12 protein-coding genes are annotated in these 18,862 nt (G+C 61.1%); 8 read left to right on the forward strand and 4 right to left on the reverse strand.

Features of this window, described 5'->3' with window-relative positions; translation table 11 throughout:
* Nucleotides 1-77: 77 nt before the first annotated feature.
* From bcsA to V6S97_RS13895, 4 genes are read left to right on the forward strand one after another with little or no spacing between them, the layout of a single operon-like run.
* Complete coding sequence (bcsA, locus tag V6S97_RS13880; protein WP_003506371.1) at nt 78-2,267, forward strand: UDP-forming cellulose synthase catalytic subunit; 2,190 nt, start codon at nt 78-80, stop codon at nt 2,265-2,267.
* Complete coding sequence (locus tag V6S97_RS13885; RefSeq protein ID WP_112356273.1) at nt 2,264-4,765, forward strand: cellulose biosynthesis cyclic di-GMP-binding regulatory protein BcsB; 2,502 nt, start codon at nt 2,264-2,266, stop codon at nt 4,763-4,765. Before bcsA ends, V6S97_RS13885 begins: the two co-directional genes overlap by 4 nt.
* Nucleotides 4,762-5,817 carry a glycosyl hydrolase family 8 gene (locus V6S97_RS13890; RefSeq protein WP_080866825.1) on the forward strand — a complete coding sequence of 352 codons (1,056 nt, stop codon included), beginning with the start codon at nt 4,762-4,764 and terminating at the stop codon, nt 5,815-5,817. Before V6S97_RS13885 ends, V6S97_RS13890 begins: the two co-directional genes overlap by 4 nt.
* The gene (locus V6S97_RS13895; protein ID WP_003506377.1) at nt 5,808-8,156 is read left to right on the forward strand and encodes a hypothetical protein; all 2,349 of its coding nucleotides are present in this window, start codon (nt 5,808-5,810) and stop codon (nt 8,154-8,156) included. Before V6S97_RS13890 ends, V6S97_RS13895 begins: the two co-directional genes overlap by 10 nt.
* Before the next feature lie 28 nt (nt 8,157-8,184).
* On the opposite strand, the gene V6S97_RS13900 is transcribed toward V6S97_RS13895, so the two are convergent.
* Together V6S97_RS13900 and V6S97_RS13905 are read right to left on the reverse strand one after the other, a co-directional pair.
* Complete coding sequence (locus V6S97_RS13900) at nt 8,185-9,339, reverse strand: amidohydrolase (protein WP_003506379.1); 1,155 nt, start codon at nt 9,337-9,339, stop codon at nt 8,185-8,187.
* A gap of 60 nt (nt 9,340-9,399) precedes the next feature.
* On the reverse strand, nt 9,400-11,046 hold the full coding sequence (locus V6S97_RS13905; RefSeq protein WP_003506381.1) for a GNAT family N-acetyltransferase: 1,647 nt from the start codon (nt 11,044-11,046) through the stop codon (nt 9,400-9,402).
* Nucleotides 11,047-11,281: 235 nt separating this feature from the next.
* Between V6S97_RS13905 and V6S97_RS13910 the strand changes: the two genes are divergently transcribed.
* A complete protein-coding gene (locus tag V6S97_RS13910; protein WP_003506382.1) occupies nt 11,282-12,016 on the forward strand; it encodes an SDR family NAD(P)-dependent oxidoreductase in 735 nt (244 codons plus the stop codon).
* A 36-nt stretch (nt 12,017-12,052) separates the two neighbouring features.
* Nucleotides 12,053-13,405 (forward strand): aspartate aminotransferase family protein, encoded by a 1,353-nt coding sequence (locus V6S97_RS13915; RefSeq protein ID WP_112356274.1) that lies wholly within the window; start codon nt 12,053-12,055, stop codon nt 13,403-13,405.
* Nucleotides 13,406-13,445: 40 nt separating this feature from the next.
* Here the strand turns inward: V6S97_RS13915 and V6S97_RS13920 are convergent, their stop codons facing one another.
* Together V6S97_RS13920 and V6S97_RS13925 are read right to left on the reverse strand one after the other, a co-directional pair.
* Nucleotides 13,446-13,883, reverse strand: coding sequence for an EamA family transporter (locus V6S97_RS13920; RefSeq protein WP_112356275.1), 438 nt, complete (start codon nt 13,881-13,883; stop codon nt 13,446-13,448).
* A 184-nt stretch (nt 13,884-14,067) separates the two neighbouring features.
* Entirely contained in the window at nt 14,068-15,414 is a 1,347-nt protein-coding gene (locus V6S97_RS13925) for a dicarboxylate/amino acid:cation symporter (protein ID WP_112356276.1), read from the reverse strand.
* Between the two features lie 236 nt (nt 15,415-15,650).
* Between V6S97_RS13925 and V6S97_RS13930 the strand changes: the two genes are divergently transcribed.
* Nucleotides 15,651-17,492 carry a sensor histidine kinase gene (locus V6S97_RS13930; protein WP_112356277.1) on the forward strand — a complete coding sequence of 614 codons (1,842 nt, stop codon included), beginning with the start codon at nt 15,651-15,653 and terminating at the stop codon, nt 17,490-17,492.
* Between the two features lies 1 nt (nt 17,493).
* Nucleotides 17,494-18,858 (forward strand): sigma-54-dependent transcriptional regulator, encoded by a 1,365-nt coding sequence (locus V6S97_RS13935; protein ID WP_334427109.1) that lies wholly within the window; start codon nt 17,494-17,496, stop codon nt 18,856-18,858.
* The last annotated feature ends 4 nt before the right edge of the window (nt 18,859-18,862 follow it).

Here is an 18,862-nt window from a genome sequence, read left to right on the forward strand (position 1 = left end):
GAAGGAAGCGCCGAGGCGCATATCGCAAAATTTCCGGGCCGAAATTCCGGATGGGGACGAGAACGGAAAGTTTCTGGATGAACAAGGCCATCACAGTCATTGTCTGGTTGCTTGTGTCGCTTTGCGTTCTGGCCATCGTCACGATGCCGGTCAGCCTGCAGACGCATCTGGTGGCGACCGCGATCTCGCTCATCCTTCTGGCAACGATCAAGAGCTTCAACGGGCAGGGCGCGTGGCGCCTGGTCGCGCTCGGTTTCGGCACCGCCATCGTTCTGCGTTATGTCTACTGGCGTACCACGAGCACGCTGCCGCCCGTCAACCAGCTCGAAAACTTCATCCCCGGTTTTCTGCTTTATCTGGCGGAGATGTACAGCGTCGTGATGCTGGGCCTCAGCCTTGTCATCGTGTCGATGCCGCTGCCGTCGCGCAAGACGCGGCCCGGTTCGCCCGATTACCGACCGACGGTCGATGTCTTCGTGCCGAGCTACAACGAGGATGCCGAACTTCTCGCCAATACGCTGGCAGCGGCCAAGAACATGGACTATCCGGCTGACCGTTTCACCGTATGGCTGCTGGACGACGGCGGCTCGGTGCAGAAGCGCAACGCCAGCAATATTGTCGAGGCGCAGGCGGCGCAGCGCCGCCACGAAGAGCTGAAGAAGCTCTGCGAAGAGCTCGACGTGCGTTATCTGACGCGCGAACGCAACGTCCATGCCAAGGCCGGAAATCTCAATAACGGTCTTGCCCATTCGACCGGCGAGCTTGTGACCGTGTTCGACGCCGACCACGCGCCCGCCCGCGACTTCCTGCTGGAGACGGTGGGATATTTCGAAGAGGACCCCCGGCTTTTCCTGGTTCAGACGCCGCATTTCTTCGTCAATCCCGATCCAATCGAGCGCAACCTGCGCACCTTCGAGACGATGCCGAGCGAAAACGAGATGTTCTACGGCATCATCCAGCGCGGTCTCGACAAATGGAACGGCGCTTTCTTCTGCGGTTCCGCCGCCGTGCTGCGGCGCGAGGCGCTGCAGGATACGGAAGGTTTCAGCGGCGTCAGCATCACGGAAGATTGCGAAACGGCGCTCGCGCTGCATTCGCGCGGCTGGAACAGCATCTATGTCGACAAGCCGCTGATCGCCGGGCTGCAACCCGCCACCTTCGCAAGCTTCATCGGCCAGCGCAGCCGCTGGGCGCAGGGCATGATGCAGATCCTGATCTTCCGTCAGCCGCTGTTCCGGCGCGGTCTCTCGTTTACGCAGCGTCTCTGCTACATGTCATCGACGCTGTTCTGGCTGTTTCCGTTTCCGCGCACGATCTTCCTGTTCGCGCCGCTGTTCTACCTGTTCTTCGACCTGCAGATTTTCGTGGCCTCCGGCGGCGAGTTCCTGGCCTATACGGCGGCCTATATGCTCGTGAACCTGATGATGCAGAACTATCTCTATGGCAGCTTCCGCTGGCCATGGATTTCTGAGCTTTACGAATATGTGCAGACGGTTCACCTTCTGCCCGCCGTGGTTTCGGTGATCTTCAACCCCGGCAAGCCCACCTTCAAGGTGACGGCGAAGGATGAATCCATTGCCGAGGCGCGGCTTTCGGAAATCAGCCGGCCGTTCTTCGTCATCTTCGCGCTGCTGGTGGTGGCGATGGCCTTTGCCGTATGGCGCATCTACAGCGAACCCTACAAGGCGGATGTCACGCTCGTGGTCGGCGGCTGGAACCTGCTCAATCTCATCTTTGCAGGCTGCGCGCTCGGTGTCGTTTCCGAACGCGGCGATAAGTCGGCGTCGCGGCGCATCACGGTCAAACGGCGTTGCGAAGTCAAGCTTGAGGGCAGCGACGCCTGGGTGCCGGCTTCTATCGATAACGTGTCGGTGCACGGGTTGCTGATCAATCTCTTCGATAGCGCGACGAATATCGAAAAAGGGGCGACGGCCATCGTGAAGGTCAAGCCGCATAGCGAGGGTGTGCCGGAAACCATGCCTGTCAACGTGGTGCGGACGGTCAAGGGCGAGGGTTTCGTCTCGATCGGTTGCACCTTCTCGCCGCAGCGCGCCGTCGATCACCGCCTGATCGCGGACCTGATTTTCGCCAATTCGGAACAGTGGAGCGAGTTTCAGCGGGTGCGCCGCAAGAACCCCGGCCTTATCCGCGGCACGGCGATCTTCCTGGCCATCTCGCTCTTCCAGACGCAGCGTGGCCTCTATTATCTGGTCCGGACGCTTCGGCCCGCTCCCAAAGACGCCAAACCTGTCGGAGCCGTAAAATGACCGGCCGTAAATCCATCCGGGATTCTCTGGCAGTGCTGGTATGGGGGGCCGTTGCGACGGGCGCGATGGCGCAGGCCTCCCCCTTCGACATGTCGCCGGAACGGCCCGCCCAAACTGCTCCGACACCCGTACCGCCGTCCACCATTCCGCCTGCCGTACCGCGCCAGCAGCCTCCTGCCCAGAAGCCGGCCCCAACGCCGTCTCAGCCATCCGCCACGCCGCCCTTTTCGGTTCAGCCCGCGCCGCAGCAGCAACAACGCCCAGCCGTTCCGTTGCCGCCGCCGGTTTCGGCTCCTCCGCGTCAGGAAGGCGCAAGGCCGGTTCCGGCGCAGGCCTCGCCGCTCAGCGCCGACAGCCGCCGCCGATATATCCTGCCCTATGAAAAGCTCAGCCTTTCCGGTGAGATCGACCGCCGGCAATGGAGCATCTATCTGACGCCGGAGCAGGTGAATGCCGCCGTTTCGCTCAATATCGGCTATCAGAACGCCATCGTGGTCGCGCCGGAAAGCTCGAATTTTCAGGTCAGCCTGAACAATGTCCCGCTGGAGCCGGCGCGTATTGAAGCGCCCGACAGCGAGGGCAATGTCTCCTTGAAGATTCCGCCCGGCGTCCTGCAGGTCGGCTCAAATGTCGTGAGACTGGGCGTGCAGCAACGCCACAGAACCGATTGCACGATCCAGTCCACCTATGATCTGTGGACCGATGTCGACCCTGCGAGCACCTATATCGGCTTTAATGCCGATGTCGCAGGAAGCTTTGCCAATATCGACGATATTCAGGCAACGGGGCCGGACGGCAAGGCGATGACGTCGATCGAGATTGTCGCGCCGGCACTCGGCAATCCGGCGTTTGCGGATTCTTTCCTGCGTCTTTCACAGGCGCTGGCGCTCAGAACCCAGATGCCGAACCAGGCGATCCGTTTCGTGGCCGCGCCTTCCACAGAACGCAAGGCAGGCACGCTGACGGTCCTCGTCGGAACCGCCCGTGAGATTGCCGGGATAGTCGGTACGCTGCCGCCCGAGGCGTCGGCGGGCGCCTTTGCCGGCTTTGGCGCCGCAGCACCTGGTGGTCTTTCGCCGCTTTTCGTCAGTGGCCCCACCCCGCAGGCGGTTCAGGCGGCAATAGAGACGCTGTTTTCCTCGATATCGCGTACGCCCGGCGCGCAGAGAACGACCTTTTCGACCCGCAGCTGGCATGCGCCCGATGTGCCGCTTGTGATGTCGGACCGCCGTATCGCGCTTTCCGAACTTGGCCTGGAAAGCACCGAATTTGGCGGCCGGCGTTTCCGCAATGAGTTTTACGTGGGCATGCCCGCCGATTTTTATGCCTCGGCCTATGGTGAGGCGTCGCTTCTGCTCGACGCCGCCTATTCGTCGCAGGTATTGCCGGGCAGCCATATCGATATCTACGTCAATGACGAGATCGCCTCGACCGTGCCGATTTCCAACAATGGCGGCGGCATTTTCCGGCATCTGCCGATCAATGTGACGATGCGTCATTTCAAGCCGGGGCCCAACAAGGTAACCATCGAGGCGGTGTTGATGACGGCGCAGGATCAGGCCTGTGCGCCGGGTGCGCCCGCCAGCACGACCCCGCGTTTTGCATTGTTCGACACGTCTGAACTTCATATTCCGGACTATGCACAGATCGGCCGCAAGCCGGACCTCGCCGCGATGGCGGGCGCCGGACAGCCCTATCGGACCGGCGGAACTCCTGTTGCACTGTCACTCGACCGTTTTGACACTGACACCATGTCTGCGGCAGCGACGCTGATCAGCCGACTGGCAAGCGTGGCGGGGCATCCCATCAACATCGAGACTGTCGCATCGCCGCTGGTGATCGGCGACCGCGACGCGCTGTTCGTCGGAACGATTTCGCAATTCCCGCAGGCATTGATCGGCCAGTTTAATCTCGTTCCGTCCAGCCAGATATCCTGGAAAATGGGAACCGGCGTTCAGCCGCCCGCCCAGAGCAGCGAAACCCTCTTCAACGACTGGCGGGAGCGGGTGGATGGCGGTGTCTGGGAGGGGCAGGTGTCGTCTCTCGAGGACTGGATGAAGCGGAATTTCGACCTGAGCTCGGATACGCTGCGCTTCCTGCCGGCGGCCGAGCAGCCTTATGCGCCACCCGGCAATGTCTCCTTCATGCTGGCGCAGGGACTCAGCCCCTCCGGCCAGGGGGTGTGGACGCTTGCCACAGCACCGACATCAGCGGAACTTCTTGACGGCATGGCGGCGATGACGCGGGAAAACCGCTGGCGCGGTGTCACGGGTCGTGTCGCCGCCTACGATGCCGCTGCCGAAAAGCTCGAAACGGTGGAGGTGGAGCGGCCGTATTTTTACGTCACGCGGGCGTTTTCCCTGTCCAACTGGAGGCTGGTTGCCGCCAACTGGCTGTCATCCAATGTGCTTTCCTATTCGCTGGCGTTCATCGGTTTCGTGTCTCTCCTCGGCCTCGCAACTTTCACGATGCTGCGCATGATGGGGCGGCATCGATGAAGAACGGGATCTCGAAACTGGCCGGCATTCTCCTCGTGTCCGTGATGGCGGTGTTTGCAGGTATTTCCGTCAGCCGCGCCGCTTCGGTCTCACCGGAAGCGTGGTCGACCTATAAGGGTGCATTTCTGGATTCCGGTGGTCGTATCATCGATACCGGCAACGGCAATATCAGCCACAGCGAAGGGCAGGGCTACGGCATGTGGCTTGCCGTGCTTGCAGACAACCTGTCCGACTTCGAATTGATCTGGAGTTTCACACGTACCGAGCTGCTGGTGCGTGATGACGGGCTTTCCGCCTGGAAATGGGATCCGCGCACCAAGCCGCATGTCACTGATATCAACAATGCCACGGATGGCGATATTCTGATCGCCTATGCGCTGGCGCTGGCGGCCGGGCAATGGAACCGTCAGGATTATGCCGAAGCATCCGCGGCCATCGCATCCGCCGTTCTCAAGAAGACGGTGGTACAACGTGGCGGGCGGGTGCTGCTTCTGCCGGCTGCCAGCGGTTTTGACGAGGGCGACCGGGAGGACGGGCCAGTGGTCAATCCTTCCTATCTGATTTTCGAGGCGTTTCCGGTCCTCAATCTCGTCGCGCCATCGCCGCTCTGGAAAGCTCTTGCCGATGACGGCGTGGCGCAGATCGGCGCCTTCGCTTTCAGCGATAGAAAACTGCCGGCCGATTGGGTGTCTGTGAAGACGAAGCCGCAGCCGGCGTCGGGTTTTCCGCCGGAATTCGGTTATAATGCGGTGCGTATTCCGCTTTATCTTGCAATGGCGAAGATGGGCTCGCCGGATCTGCTTTCCCGTCTGAAAACCGGCATGACGCTGGAAAGCGGCGCTGCCGGAACCTTCGACCTGAAGAGTGGCGAGGTCAAGGATGTCCTGTCGGATCCCGGCTATCGTATCATTCCGGCGCTCGCCGGCTGCGTCAGCGGGGGGGCGGCCATTCCCGCCGAACTTAAAAACTTTCAGCCAACACTTTATTATCCCTCCACATTGCATCTTCTGGCATTGTCGTTTCTGGCAAGGAATAACGGGGAATGCCGATGAACAAGCCATTGTCGACCTCGGCTCTCATCCTGCTTCTGATTGCGCTCGCCGCCTTCCACTGGCGCGACAGCATTCTCGGGCGGGTTTCGGACGTGCATACCTCGGCGGTCGGTGATAACCGGGCCGTGCAGCGCATTTCACCGGCAGCCAATCCGGCCCAGATCAACGCTTTCGTCAAAAACCGCGAGATGGCGCAGGTGACTCAGCCCGCGACACCGCCGGTAACGGTGCCGGCGACCGATCCTTTGCCGGTGACGCAGGCCGGCGGGCAAGCACCGCAAACACAGACGGCGCAGGCACCGGCCCCCCGTACGCCCCAGCCCACATCGGGCAGCATGCCCGAAGTCGATCTCAGCGCGCTACGCTATTTTGCGGCGAGAGGCGATACCCAGCGCCTTCAGGCTGAAATCGCGCGTCTTCGCACGCTTTATCCCAACTGGACGCCGCCGGCCGATCCTCTCGCCATTCCCGAAAACGGCGATCCGCGGCTCGATGCCATGTGGCAGCTTTATACAGATGGCCGTTATGCCGAGGTGAGAAAGGCGATTGCCGACCGCCAGCAGGGGGAACCCGGCTGGCAGCCGCCCGACAATCTGACGGGCATGCTCACCTTGGCCGAAGCGCGCCAGCGGCTCGTCAATGCCTCCGATCTCAAGCAATATGCGACGGTGGTGGATACGGCGGCCAACAATCCCGGCCTGCTGACCTGCAGCGAAGTCGATGTTCTGTGGCGGGTGGCCGACGCCTTCGCCAATACCGACCGGATGGGACGGGCGCGCGACGCCTATCTCTACATTCTCAACAATTGCACTGTTGCAAGCGACAGGCTCGCCACGGTGCAGAAGGCATCTGCGCTTCTGCCGGCGGAAATGATGAACGATCTGCTGGCCAAGGAAAAACCTGGCGCAGACGGCCAACTGGAATTCGAACCGGTGAAGAACGATCTCGCCCGCCAGTTTGTAGCCAAGGCCGGGGAAAAAGTGAAAGAGGGCGAAAAAGAGGGGGTTGCCGTTCCCTCCGCCTATGTGATGCGGCTTGAGCGGCTTGCCGAAACCGACAAGCTTGCGAGCGACGCCCTGTTGCTCGGCTGGTACAATATCCGCCAGAAGAACATGACAGAGGCGGAAAAGTGGTTCCGCAAGGCGCGGGAAGAGGAAGACAGCGCGTCCGCCTCTCAAGGGTTGGCGCTGGCGCTGATCGACCGTAACGAGCCGCGCGAGGCCGAGGACGTCATGTATAAATGGCGCACGGCTTCCGACGATGCGCTTGCGACGTATCTTGCCGCAACGGCCAATCTTCTTGCGCTGCAGCCGCCGGTCGTGCTGCCGCCGGATGTGTTGCAACGCATCGCCGTTGAAACCGTGGCGCGCAAGGATGCGGCCACCGCGCAGCAATTTGGCTGGTACTCGCTCGCCTTCCGGCAGACCCCGCTTGCGTTGCAATGGTTCAGCACGGCTCTTGGCTGGAAGCCCGATGATGAGCCGTCTGCCTACGGCATGGCCGTCAGCTATCACGATCTTCGCAATCTCGCCGGTCTGCGTGGCATCCAGCAGCAATGGGCAAGCCGCTCCCAGCGGATCGCCGATGTGGGAACGGCGCGCATGGTGGATCAGTCCGGGCAGACGGTTGCCCCCATAACCGCGCCGTCCACTGCCCCACAGGCGACGGCGCCCGTATCGGCCTATGTGCCGCAGGCCGAGACGGCGGTGGTATATGCCCCGCCTGTCGTCCAGCAGCCGGAACCCGCACGCAAGCAGGCGCGCCGACCGGTGCAGGTGCAAAGGGAAGCCAGCGCCGCATCGCGCCCACGCTCCTGCGCGGCCTATCCCGATCCGCAGCGTCTGCCGCCGCAGCAGGCGCTCGATCTCGGCTGGTGCCTGATGGAGACGAACCGGCCGGCGGAGGCGCTGAAAGCCTTCGAAGCCGCGCTTGAAGGCGGTCAGTCAGCAGTTAAAAGCGACGCAGCCTATGGCCAGAGCCTTGCTTATCTGCGTATGGGCTTGACGGACCATGCCGCCGTTTCGGCGACGAAATCGAGCATGGACCGCCCGCGCGCGACGGAGCTGCAGGTCTCGATCCTTGCTGATCGCGCGGTTTCTGCCTTCCAGTCGAAGCGTTATGCCGAAACGCTTCTCCTGCTCGACCAGCGGGCACGGCTGGCGGATGAGCGCACGGACCTGATGGTGCTGCGTGGTTATTCCTACCTCGCCATGCGCCGTTACGGCGAAGCGGCGCGGATTTTCGAAAGCCTGACAGCCATCGGAAATCAGGATGGGATCAAGGGCCTGGCTGCCGTGCGCGCCGCTCGTCCGAGTAACGGCCCGCAGGGCGGCGGCTGAGGCAGGCCGGCGTGACGCCGGTGGCCGCTTATTTCACGTCGGTGAGGTTGCGGATGATACGCATGAAGATGCGTGCTCCGCTGCCGATCAGCGCGTCCGGAAAATCGTAATCGGGATTGTGCAGGTTGGGGTAGTCCCTGCCTGCGCCGAGAAAGAACATGGCCGAAGACGAAACGGCGCGAAAGCGGCCGAAATCCTCGGAAGCCCGCATGGGCAGCCCTTCCGAACCGTGGGAGATTTTCTCCTCGTCCAGCGCTTGCCGGATATGCTCGACCGCGTCGGGCGCATTTTCGCAATGGAGGAAAATATCGTCATAGGTGATGTCGAGCGTGAGCTTCTGCTCGGCTGCAACCTTTCTCGCCAATGACTCCGCAGCCTCGCAGAGTTTTTCCATCCGGTCGTCGGTCAGTGTCCGCAGCGTCGCCCAGATTTCCGCATCGGCCGGGGAAATACCGAAAGCGGCTTCGCCCATCACGGCATGGGTGATCGTCACCATCGAAAAATCAGGCTCAGGCGGGAAACCGGAGCCGAGTTCGGCCAAGGCCGGCATTAGCTGAGAGATGGCCCGCATGGGGGAAATGCCGTGTTCGGGCGAGGAAGCATGCGCGGTCTTGCCGGAAAGGCGGATTTTGACACCACGCGACGCGCAGTTGACCGGTCCCTCCACGACGCTGACATGGGCGAAAGGCAGGCCCGGCAGGTTGTGGAGTGAAAAGGAGTAGTCCGGCTTTATGTGTTCGAAGCGCGGGTCGGCGAGCACGGCGGCGGCGCCCGCACCGGTTTCTTCCGCCGGCTGGTACAGAAGGATGACGCGGCCGGTCTCCGGGCGCTGCCGGGAAAGGCCGAGCGCCAGCGCCGTCAGAATGGTGGAATGGCCGTCATGGCCACAAAGATGGCCCTTCCCATCAGTGCCGGAGCGGTATTCGGCCTCACTCTTTTCGTGGATAGGCAGAGCATCGAGCTCCGAACGGATCAGGATCGCCGGACCGCTTTTGCCGCTGTCATAAATCGCGGCGACGCCATGGCCGCCGAGATCCGCAAAAAGCTGGTCGGGCTGCGCCTGCTTCAGGAAAGTGCGGATGCGCCGCGCTGTTTCCTTTTCTTCGCCGGAGATTTCCGGATGACGGTGCAGATCATGGCGAAGCTCAACGAGATCGAGCATGTCCTTGTTGGTCAGAAACATCAAAAATCCTTGCAAGTCGTCCGGCCGGTTTTTCCAGCCGCAACTTACAGGGCGTTGCCTTTAATGCAAAACCTTTGGCGGATGCCAGCGTTTGCCCGCCGTTTTCGGCTTGGTAGCGAGGGTGACGATATCTGACGGCAGCGGAACCTTTGTCTTTGCCAGTTCCAGCCTGGCAAGGGCTGCACGGGCTTTTTCTGCATATTCCAGATGCGCCGCATCGTCGGAATGATAATGCTGCAGCCTGTCGAGGATTTCAGCGCCTTCCACCGTTCTTTCGGCGGCAATCAGCGCCACCGCGCATTTATAAAGCGCTTCCCGGTGGAAGGGTGCGCGATTGGTTACCTGGCGGAAGGCCTCGGATGCCTCGTGGTAGTACTGCTGCGCCAGCCGGGCCTCGCCGATGCGAAGCCACAGGACGACGGGTTCCTGGCCAGCGGCCAGAAGGCTGAGAAAGGCGATCTCGGCCTCCCGGAATTCACCCCGGTCGAACGACAGATTGGCGAGCCCGAATTGCGCGCCGAGATGGTCAGGTGCTGCGGCAAGCACCTGCCCGAAGGCGATATTGGCGGCCGCCTTCTGGCCGCTCTTGTAGAGTTTGAGCGCCTGTTCGTAGACAAAACGGATGCTGCGGGGGTGAAGCGTGCCGCCGAGATTTTCGCCCGAGCGGGTGCGGAACAACGTGCAGCTCAGCTTCTGCTCCTCCGGCCCGAAGAAATATTTGTAAGGCTCGTTGCCGCGCAGGAAATCATAGGTCCTGAAACCCTGCTCGATCGCCCGGCGGATGCAGTGGCCATGCAGCACGAGGCCGGGGGAAGGGGTCTTCCAGTTCTCGTCGCGGCCGGTGATATAGAACAGGACCGATTTCTTCTGGCGGTCGATGATATTGGCGAGTGCCCCCAACGGCTGGTCGCCGAACCACAGGACCGGTACTTCCAGATCGCCGCGGATATAGACATCCATCAACATTTGTCGTGTCGCGCCGATCAGGAGTTCCGTACGCTCCTTGCCCTTGTGCGGCGCCCAGCGGATGCGCCAGAAATCGAACAGGATATCCATATCCCGCCTGATCGTCTCTCTCGTCGCGAAGGTGATGCTATATTCATCGCCGCCTTCGACCTTTCTCAGGAAACGCCTGAGCTTTTGCCGGGTCTGGCTGCTCATATGGCTGTCGAGATAGCTATCGAACGTCTCCGGCAGGGCCACCACCGGGCAGATGCAATTGTTGATGTTGTAGGGGTTGGTCGGCATGTTGTCGCGGAACATGACGAGCGGACCCTGAAGCGCGCGGATCATTGCGTCGCGACGCTCCGGCGGGCCGGAGAGATAATCGAGTTTCAGTTCTGTCCAGTTCTGCTGGCGTATATAGGAGCAGAAACCGGCAACGGCGTGATCTTCATAGTCCGGCAGGGTGATGAAGCCGGTGTAATCCGCCGCCGCATTGCCTGCCATGACGATGCTATCATGGAAGCGGCCGGTTTTCTTGTCCGGTTCGGTGACGATGCGCAGCGGGAAAAACGCCACATAGGGCGAGCCTTCCGGCCGTTCGCGCAGCGCAAGGATGAACCAGCGCCTGCGGCGCGGCATATAATCCCTGAGCCATCCCCAGGAGAGGAAATGCCGGGCATGGGGATCGGCCATGAACACCGCATCCCAGTTTTCGCGGATCGCCTCGAAGCCGGCGTCCGTGTCGATAATATCGATGCGCATTCGTCCCCCCTCCCAATACTGATCACACATTCGGGAGGCTTCATTTTATGGGGAAACGGTCGGCTTCAAATATTCCCTTCGGGTGAAAGCCGTACATCAAATGGGATTAGCCCGTCGCCGATCCGCCATCGCTGCGCCGCGACAAAAAAGACCTTGTCAGCCGGTGGCAGCGCTCTAACATGCGGGGCTGAATGCGCGGCCGGCTCAACGGTCCGCATGGCACAGGAGTTCTCATATGGCTGTTCCTTATATGCTTCTGACCGGCGCCAGCCGCGGAATAGGGCATGCCACCGTCAAGCTGTTTCAGGAAAAGGGCTGGAGAATTCTCACCGTATCGCGGCAACCCTTCTCCGAGGAATGCCGTTGGCCGTCTGCACGGGAAAGCCATATTCAGGCTGATCTGGAGGACTTGTCCCGTATTGACGCTCTGGCGGACGAGGTGCGTTCACGCCTGCCGGAGGGAAAGCTTGCGGCGCTTGTCAACAATGCCGGAATTTCGCCCAAGGGTGAAGGCGGAAGTCGTCTCGGTGTGAAGGATACGACGGCGGATATCTGGACGCGGGTGCTGAACGTCAATCTCGTTTCGACGGCGCTGCTTGCCCGCGCGCTTTTGCCGGAACTTGAGGAGGCAAAGGGCTCCATCGTCAACGTCACATCGATTGTGGGCTCACGTGTGCATCCTTTTGCAGGCGTGGCCTACGCCACATCGAAGGCGGCGCTCGCGGCGCTGACGCGCGAACTTGCGCATGAGTTCGGCCCGCGTGGCGTGCGCGCCAACGCCATTGCGCCGGGTGAGATCAACACCGCCATCCTCTCCCCCGGAACGGCGGAACTGGTGGACGCGCAGGTGCCGCTCGGGCGGCTCGGCACCACTGCCGAGGTGGCGCAGACCATCTATTTCCTCTGCTCGGAACAGTCGAGCTACATCAACGGCGCGGAAATTCACATCAACGGCGGCCAGCACGTCTGACACGCCGACCATCAACCGAAAATGGAGCCTTTATCGATGACCATCCTGCCGAATTCCGTCGAGGCACGCGATATCGCCTATCAGATGCATCCGAACGTCAATCTGCGCAAATTCGAAAAGACCGGCGGGCTTGTCATCGAGAGCGGCGAAGGCATCTATGTGACCGACAGCAGCGGCAAGCGCTATATCGAGGCGATGGCGGGGCTCTGGTCGGTGGCGCTCGGTTTCGGTGAAAAGCGGCTGGTGGAAGCGGCGACGAAGCAGATGCAGAAGCTGCCCTATTACCACACCTTTTCCTACAAGACACACGGTCCGTCCGTCGATCTTGCCGAGTTGCTGGTCGAGCTTTCGCCGGTGCCGATGTCCAAGGTGCACTTCACCTCCTCCGGCTCCGAGGCTAATGATCTCGTTGCCAAGATGGTCTGGTATCGCTCGAACGCGCTGGGCAAGAAGGACAAGAAGAAGATCATTGGCCGCATCAAGGGTTATCATGGCGTGACCATCGCCTCGGCCTCGATCACCGGCCTGCCGCGCAACCATGAAAGCTTCGATCTGCCGCTGGACCGCATGCTGCACACAGCCTGCCCTTCCTATGTGCATTTCGGCAAGGATGGCGAAAGCGAAGCGGAGTTCACCGCGCGTATCCTTGGGGAATTGGAGGATATGATCCTGCGCGAAGGTCCCGAGACCATCGCCGCCTTCTGGGGCGAGCCGGTGATGGGCGCCGGCGGCGTTCTCCTGCCGCCTGAAGGTTATTGGGAGGGTGTGCAGGCGATCCTGAAGAAATACGATATTCTGCTTGTCGTGGACGAGGTGATCTGCGGTTTCGGCCGAACCGGCAAGATGTTCGCCTGCGAGACCTATGACATCAAGCCGGACGTGCTTGTCGTCTCCAAGCAGATTTCGTCGTCCTACATGCCGCTTTCGGCGATCATCATGAATGACAGTTTCTACCAGCCGATTGCCGATGAATCCGACCGTATCGGCTCCTTCGGCCATGGTTACACCGCCTCCGGCCATCCGGTCGCAACGGCTGTGGGGCTGGAAAACCTGAAGATCATTCAGGAGCGCGACCTTGTCGGCAATGTCGCCCGTCTGGAGGGCAGGTTCCTTAGCCATCTGAAGGCGCTGGCCGATCACCCACTCATTCATTCCTCGCGCGGTATCGGCCTCATCGGCGCGCTGGAGGTAAAACCATGGGAGGGCATGAAGCCGGGCGATACCACGCTTGCCCTTGCCGCCGCCATCGAGGAGGAGGGTGTCATCACCCGGCCGATCGGTGAATCCATCTGCTTCTGCCCGCCGCTCATCATTACGGCCGAACAGCTGGACGAATTGTTTGCCGGGGTGAAGCGTGGTCTCGACAAGGTTGCGGCCGCGCGAGGCTGAAAACCCTTATAATGGCGCCGGTCGGTTTATCCGGCCGGCCCTATCCCCGGTAGGCCACGAGCACGGCACCGCAGGCGATCAGCAGCACGCCGAGCCAGTTGGGCAGCGAGAGCCTTTCGCCCAGAAACAGCACTGCAAATACGGCGACAAAAACGACGCTCAGCTTGTCGATAGGCGCGACGCGGGCGGCATCGCCGAGCTTCAGCGCCCGGAAATAACATATCCACGAGGCGCCGGTGGCCAGACCCGAAAGAACGAGGAAGGCCCAGGTTTTGGCCGAGATGGTGGAAGGCTGCTGCCAGTTGCCGGTGATGTAAACCATCAGGCCCGCAGCCGCGAGAATGACGATGGTGCGGATGAAGGTGGCGAAATCGGAATTGACGTTTTCGATGCCGATCTTGGCGAACACGGCGGTGAGCGCCGCAAAGGCCGCCGATAGCAGCGCCCAGAATTGCCAGGCCAGAAACAGGTTCTTCATGCCGCCACTCCGCTTATCGCATTGGTCAGGCTTCGGCTCTACAGCATCTTTCGGACTATAAAAACCCCCGGTGTTGGGGCTGGCCTGAGCAATTGAAAGCCCGGCGCATCCAGTTGATGCGCCGGGCTTTCAGTATGTGCCTGCCCGGGAAAAACCGGGACAGGCCAGACCTTGGGAGGTCGTATTATTCGGCCAGCTGGACCGATGCCGGAAGCGAATCCACATCGGCGATGCCGGTGAACTCTTCCTTGCCGCTCAGAACGCGGGCAAGCTGGTCCTGATCCAGTTCGCCTTCCCAGCGGGCGACGACGATGGTGGCGACCGCATTGCCGACGAAGTTGGTGAGCGCACGGCATTCCGACATGAAGCGGTCGATGCCGAGGATCAGCGCCATGCCGGCAACTGGAACCGAAGGCACGACGGAGAGCGTGGCTGCGAGCGTGATGAAGCCAGCGCCGGTGATGCCGGCCGCACCCTTGGACGAGAGCATGGCAACGAGCAGCAGGAGGATCTGTTCACCGAAGGAGAGGTGGATACCGGTTGCCTGTGCGATGAAGAGCGCCGCCAGCGTCATGTAGATGTTGGTGCCATCGAGGTTGAAGGAATAACCGGTGGGAATGACGAGGCCGACGACGGAGCGCTTGCAGCCCGCCTTTTCCATCTTGCTCATCAGGCCCGGCAGGGCGGCTTCCGAAGAAGAGGTGCCGAGAACCAGAAGCAGTTCTTCCTTGATGTAGCGGATAAGCGCGACGATGGAGAAGCCGTTGTAACGGCAGACGGCGCCGAGAACCACGAACACAAACAGGAAGGAAGTGATGTAGAACGTGCCGATCAGCATGGCGAGGTTTGTAACGGACGAGATGCCGTATTTGCCGATGGTGAAGGCCATCGCGCCAAAAGCGCCGATGGGGGCGGCCTTCATCAGGATCGCGACCAGCTTGAAGATCGGATACATCAGGGCATGCATGAAATCGGTGACGGGCTTGCCCTTTTCGCCGACGATGCCGAGCGCGATGCCGAAGAGAACCGAGAAGAACAGCACCTGCAGGATGTCGCCGCTGGCGAAAGCACCGACGATGGTGGTCGGGATGATGTTCATCAGGAAGCCGGTGATAGTCTGCTCATGGGCCTTGTCGGCGTAGGTCGCGACAGCCTTGGCATCCAGCGTGGCGGGATCGATGTTCATGCCTGCGCCCGGCTGCACGGTATTGGCGACGATGAGGCCAACGATGAGCGCGAGCGTGGAGAATACCAGGAAGTAGATCATGGCCTTGCCGGCCACGCGGCCCACCTTCTTCATGTCGTTCATGCCGGCGATGCCGGTTGCGACGGTGAGGAAGATGACGGGAGCGATGATCATCTTGACGAGGCGGATGAAGCCGTCGCCGAGCGGTTTCAGCTGTTCGCCGAAAGCCGGATAGAAATGGCCGAGCGCGATACCGGCGATGATGGCCACCAGAACTTGAAAATACAGGTGCTTGTAAAATGGCATTTTGGCGTGGCCTGCGGCCACGGCTGTCGTATCGATCATGTTTTTTCCTCCTCGGCCTCACCCTGCCTTTATTGGCCTCCCGGGATCGCCGTGTCGTTGACGGCTTCGCGCCGATTGTGGAGTCATGTGCAATACGCATGCCAGACTTGCTTATTTGCCGTAACCAGCTGATTTCAAAAGTAGTTTTCATTGAAGCTTCGCCGGCTCAAGGGCATTTGTGCGGAATTCCGGACAAAATCTCTTGCGATCTGTGCGTAAATCCGCACAATTATCCCATGACCTATCAGGATCAGACACCTCATTCCCAGGCGAAACGGCGGGCGCAATGGCTGGCGCTGGCGGGTCTGTGGCTGCTCGTCAGTCTTGGTGTTCTCTTGGTGGCCGATGAGTTCGCCCGCAACCAGGCACTGCGGGTGGCGGGTTCCGAGGCCGCCACGGATGCCGAATTGAAGATCGCGCTTCTTAATGTTGCGCTGGAGCGGCCGCGCGCCATTCCGCTGGTCCTGTCAGGAGATCCCGATCTTGCCGCTGCGCTGGATGGTGGTGGTGCTCCTGCCCTCGATCGGCTGAACCGCAAGCTGGAGGGGCTTATTGAAGGTACGCAATCCTCGGTGATCTATGTGACCGGGCCGACCGGATTGACCATTGCGTCGAGCAATTGGCGGCAGGCGGACAGCTTTGTCGGCTCCAATTATGCTTTTCGCGAATATTTCCAGGCGGCGATGAAGACCGGCATGTCCGAACATTATGCGCTTGGCAATGTCAGCCGCCGGCCGGGTCTTTATATCTCCCGCCGTATCGATTCCGCCGACGGGCGGCCGCTTGGCGTCGTCATCGCCAAGGTCGAGTTCAACCGGCTGGAGACCGACTGGAACATCGGAGGCAAACCGGTCTATGTGGTCGACAGAAACGGCGTCGTGCTGATGACCAGCGTGCCGGAATGGCGCTTCAGGACCGTCGCGCCGATTGATGAGGCGCAGCGGAAAATCATTTCCGAGAGCCTGCAATTTGGCAATGAGGCGCTTTCAACCTTGCCATTTCGCGCGGCGCGGCGCTCAAGCGAGGGCGTTCCGCTCATTCATGTCGATCAACCGGGGAGCGAGCGCGGCGATTATCTGCAGCTCGAAATGCCGGTTCCGACCACTTCATGGACCCTGCATTATCTGCAGCCCGTGGCGCCGGCGCTGAACGCCACAATCCGCGAGGGCAGGGTGGTGGCGCTGGCGACGCTGATGCCGCTGATGGCGCTTTCGGCCCTGTGGCTGTGGCGCAGGCACAGGGCGCTTAAGGAAAAGGAAGAGGAACAGCGCGCCCGCACTGAGCTGGAAATGAAGGTGCAGGAGCGCACCCGCGACTTGACCAGAACCCGCGATCACCTGCAGGCCGAAATCGCCCTGCATGAAAAAACCACCGGTGAGTTGCGCAATGTGCAGCACGAACTGGTGCAGGCCAACCGCCTTTCCATTCTGGGGCAGGTGGCGGCGGGTGTGGCGCATGAGATCAACCAGCCGGTGGCGACGATCCGCGCCTTTGCTGATAATGCCCGCACGCTGCTGAAACGCGACCGCATGTCCGAGGCCACCGAAAATCTCGAAAACATCGCGGCGTTGACCGAGCGTATCGGCACCATTACCGGCGATCTGAAAATATTGGCCCGCAAGGGTCGCACCGCCGCCGAGCCTGTCAGCGTTCGCTTGGTCATCGAAGGCGCGGTCATGCTGTTGCGCAGCCGCTTTTCCGGGCAGATGGATGCGCTGGATATCGTGTTGCCGGATCAGGACCTGAAAGTGCTCGGCAGCCGTATCCGGCTGGAGCAGATCCTCATCAACCTTCTGCAAAACGCGCTGGAAGCCACGGAAGAGATTGGGGCGGCCCGTGTCGAGGTGCGTGTGCGCGGAGAAGGTGACATGGTCGTGCTTTCCGTCAGCGACAACGGCACGGGCATTCCTGAAGCCATCCGCGCGCAGCTTTTTTCGCCCTTCAACACATCAAAGGAAAGCGGCCTCGGCCTCGGTCTCGTCATCTCCAACGATATTGCTTCGGATTATGGCGGGCGTATCGAGGTGGATAGCAGCGAGGCGGGTACTCGTTTTTCCGTATTTCTGAAGCGAGCATGACATGACGGTGGACGGAACCATATTCCTGGTGGACGACGACTCCCAGCTGCGCAAGGCGATGGTGCAGACGCTGGAACTCGATGGATTGCCGGTTACTTCGTTTTCTCGCGCAGAACAGGCGCTTGCGGCCTTGAACGAGGATTTCGACGGCGTCGTCATCACCGATGTGCGTATGCCGGGCATGACCGGGCTTGAGTTTTTCGACCATGTCCGCAAGATCGATGCCGATCTGCCTGTCATCCTCATCACAGGGCATGGCGATGTGCCGATGGCCGTCGATGCGCTTCACAACGGTGCATATGATTTTATCGCCAAGCCATTTCCCGCCGAACGCATGGTGGAAAGCGCGCGCCGGGCTTTGGAAAAGCGTCGGCTGGTGCTGGAAAACCGCGCCCTTCGCCGGGCGGCGGGGCAGGCGGAGGATGATCTGCCGCTGATCGGCCAGACGCCGGGCATGGAGCGCCTGCGCACCACGCTCCGGCACATTGCCGATACCGACGTGGATGTGCTGGTGGCAGGCGAGACGGGCAGCGGCAAGGAAGTGGTGGCAACGGCCCTTCACCGCTGGAGCAAGAAACGCTCAAAAGGCAATTTCGTGGCGCTCAATTGCGGGGCGCTGCCGGAAACGGTGATTGAAAGCGAGCTTTTCGGCCATGAGCCGGGAGCTTTTACCGGCGCGCAGAAAAAACGCGTCGGCCGCATCGAACATTCGAGCGGCGGCACCCTGTTTCTGGATGAGATCGAAAGCATGCCGCTTGCGGTGCAGGTGAAGATGCTGCGCGTTCTGGAAATGCGCGAGGTCTCGCCACTCGGGTCGAACGAGGAGCGGCCGGTCGATATTCGCGTGGTGGCGGCGGCCAAGGTCGATCTTGGCGATCCGTCCGAACGTGGCACGTTTCGCGAGGACCTCTATTACCGGCTGAATGTGGTGACGCTGTCCATTCCGCCGCTGCGCGAACGCAAGGCGGATATTCCGCTGCTGTTCTCCCATTTCGTCACCAAGGCCGCCAACCGTTTCAACATGCCGGTGCCGCAGATCAGCGCCGGTATTTCCCGTCGCCTCAATGACCACGATTGGCCGGGCAATGTGCGCGAACTCGGGCATTTCGCCGAAAGGGTGGTGCTGGGGTTGGAGACGGAACCGGCGGACGCGCCTGCATTGCAATCCGCGCTCCCCGCGTCCGGCACCTTGCCGGAGCGCATGGATGAGATCGAAGCGCGCATCATCCGCGAAACGCTGGAACAATCGAATGGCGACGTGGCGGAAACCATCGCCACGCTCGGCATAGCCCGCAAGACCTTTTACGACAAGCTGCAACGCCACGGCATCAACCGGGCGGATTATGTGAAGAGCGGCGCGGCGTGAGCCG

Origin of the sequence: Agrobacterium sp. CCNWLW155 (genome assembly GCF_036888815.1) — a bacterium.
Classification (GTDB): Bacteria; Pseudomonadota; Alphaproteobacteria; order Rhizobiales; family Rhizobiaceae; genus Agrobacterium; species Agrobacterium radiobacter.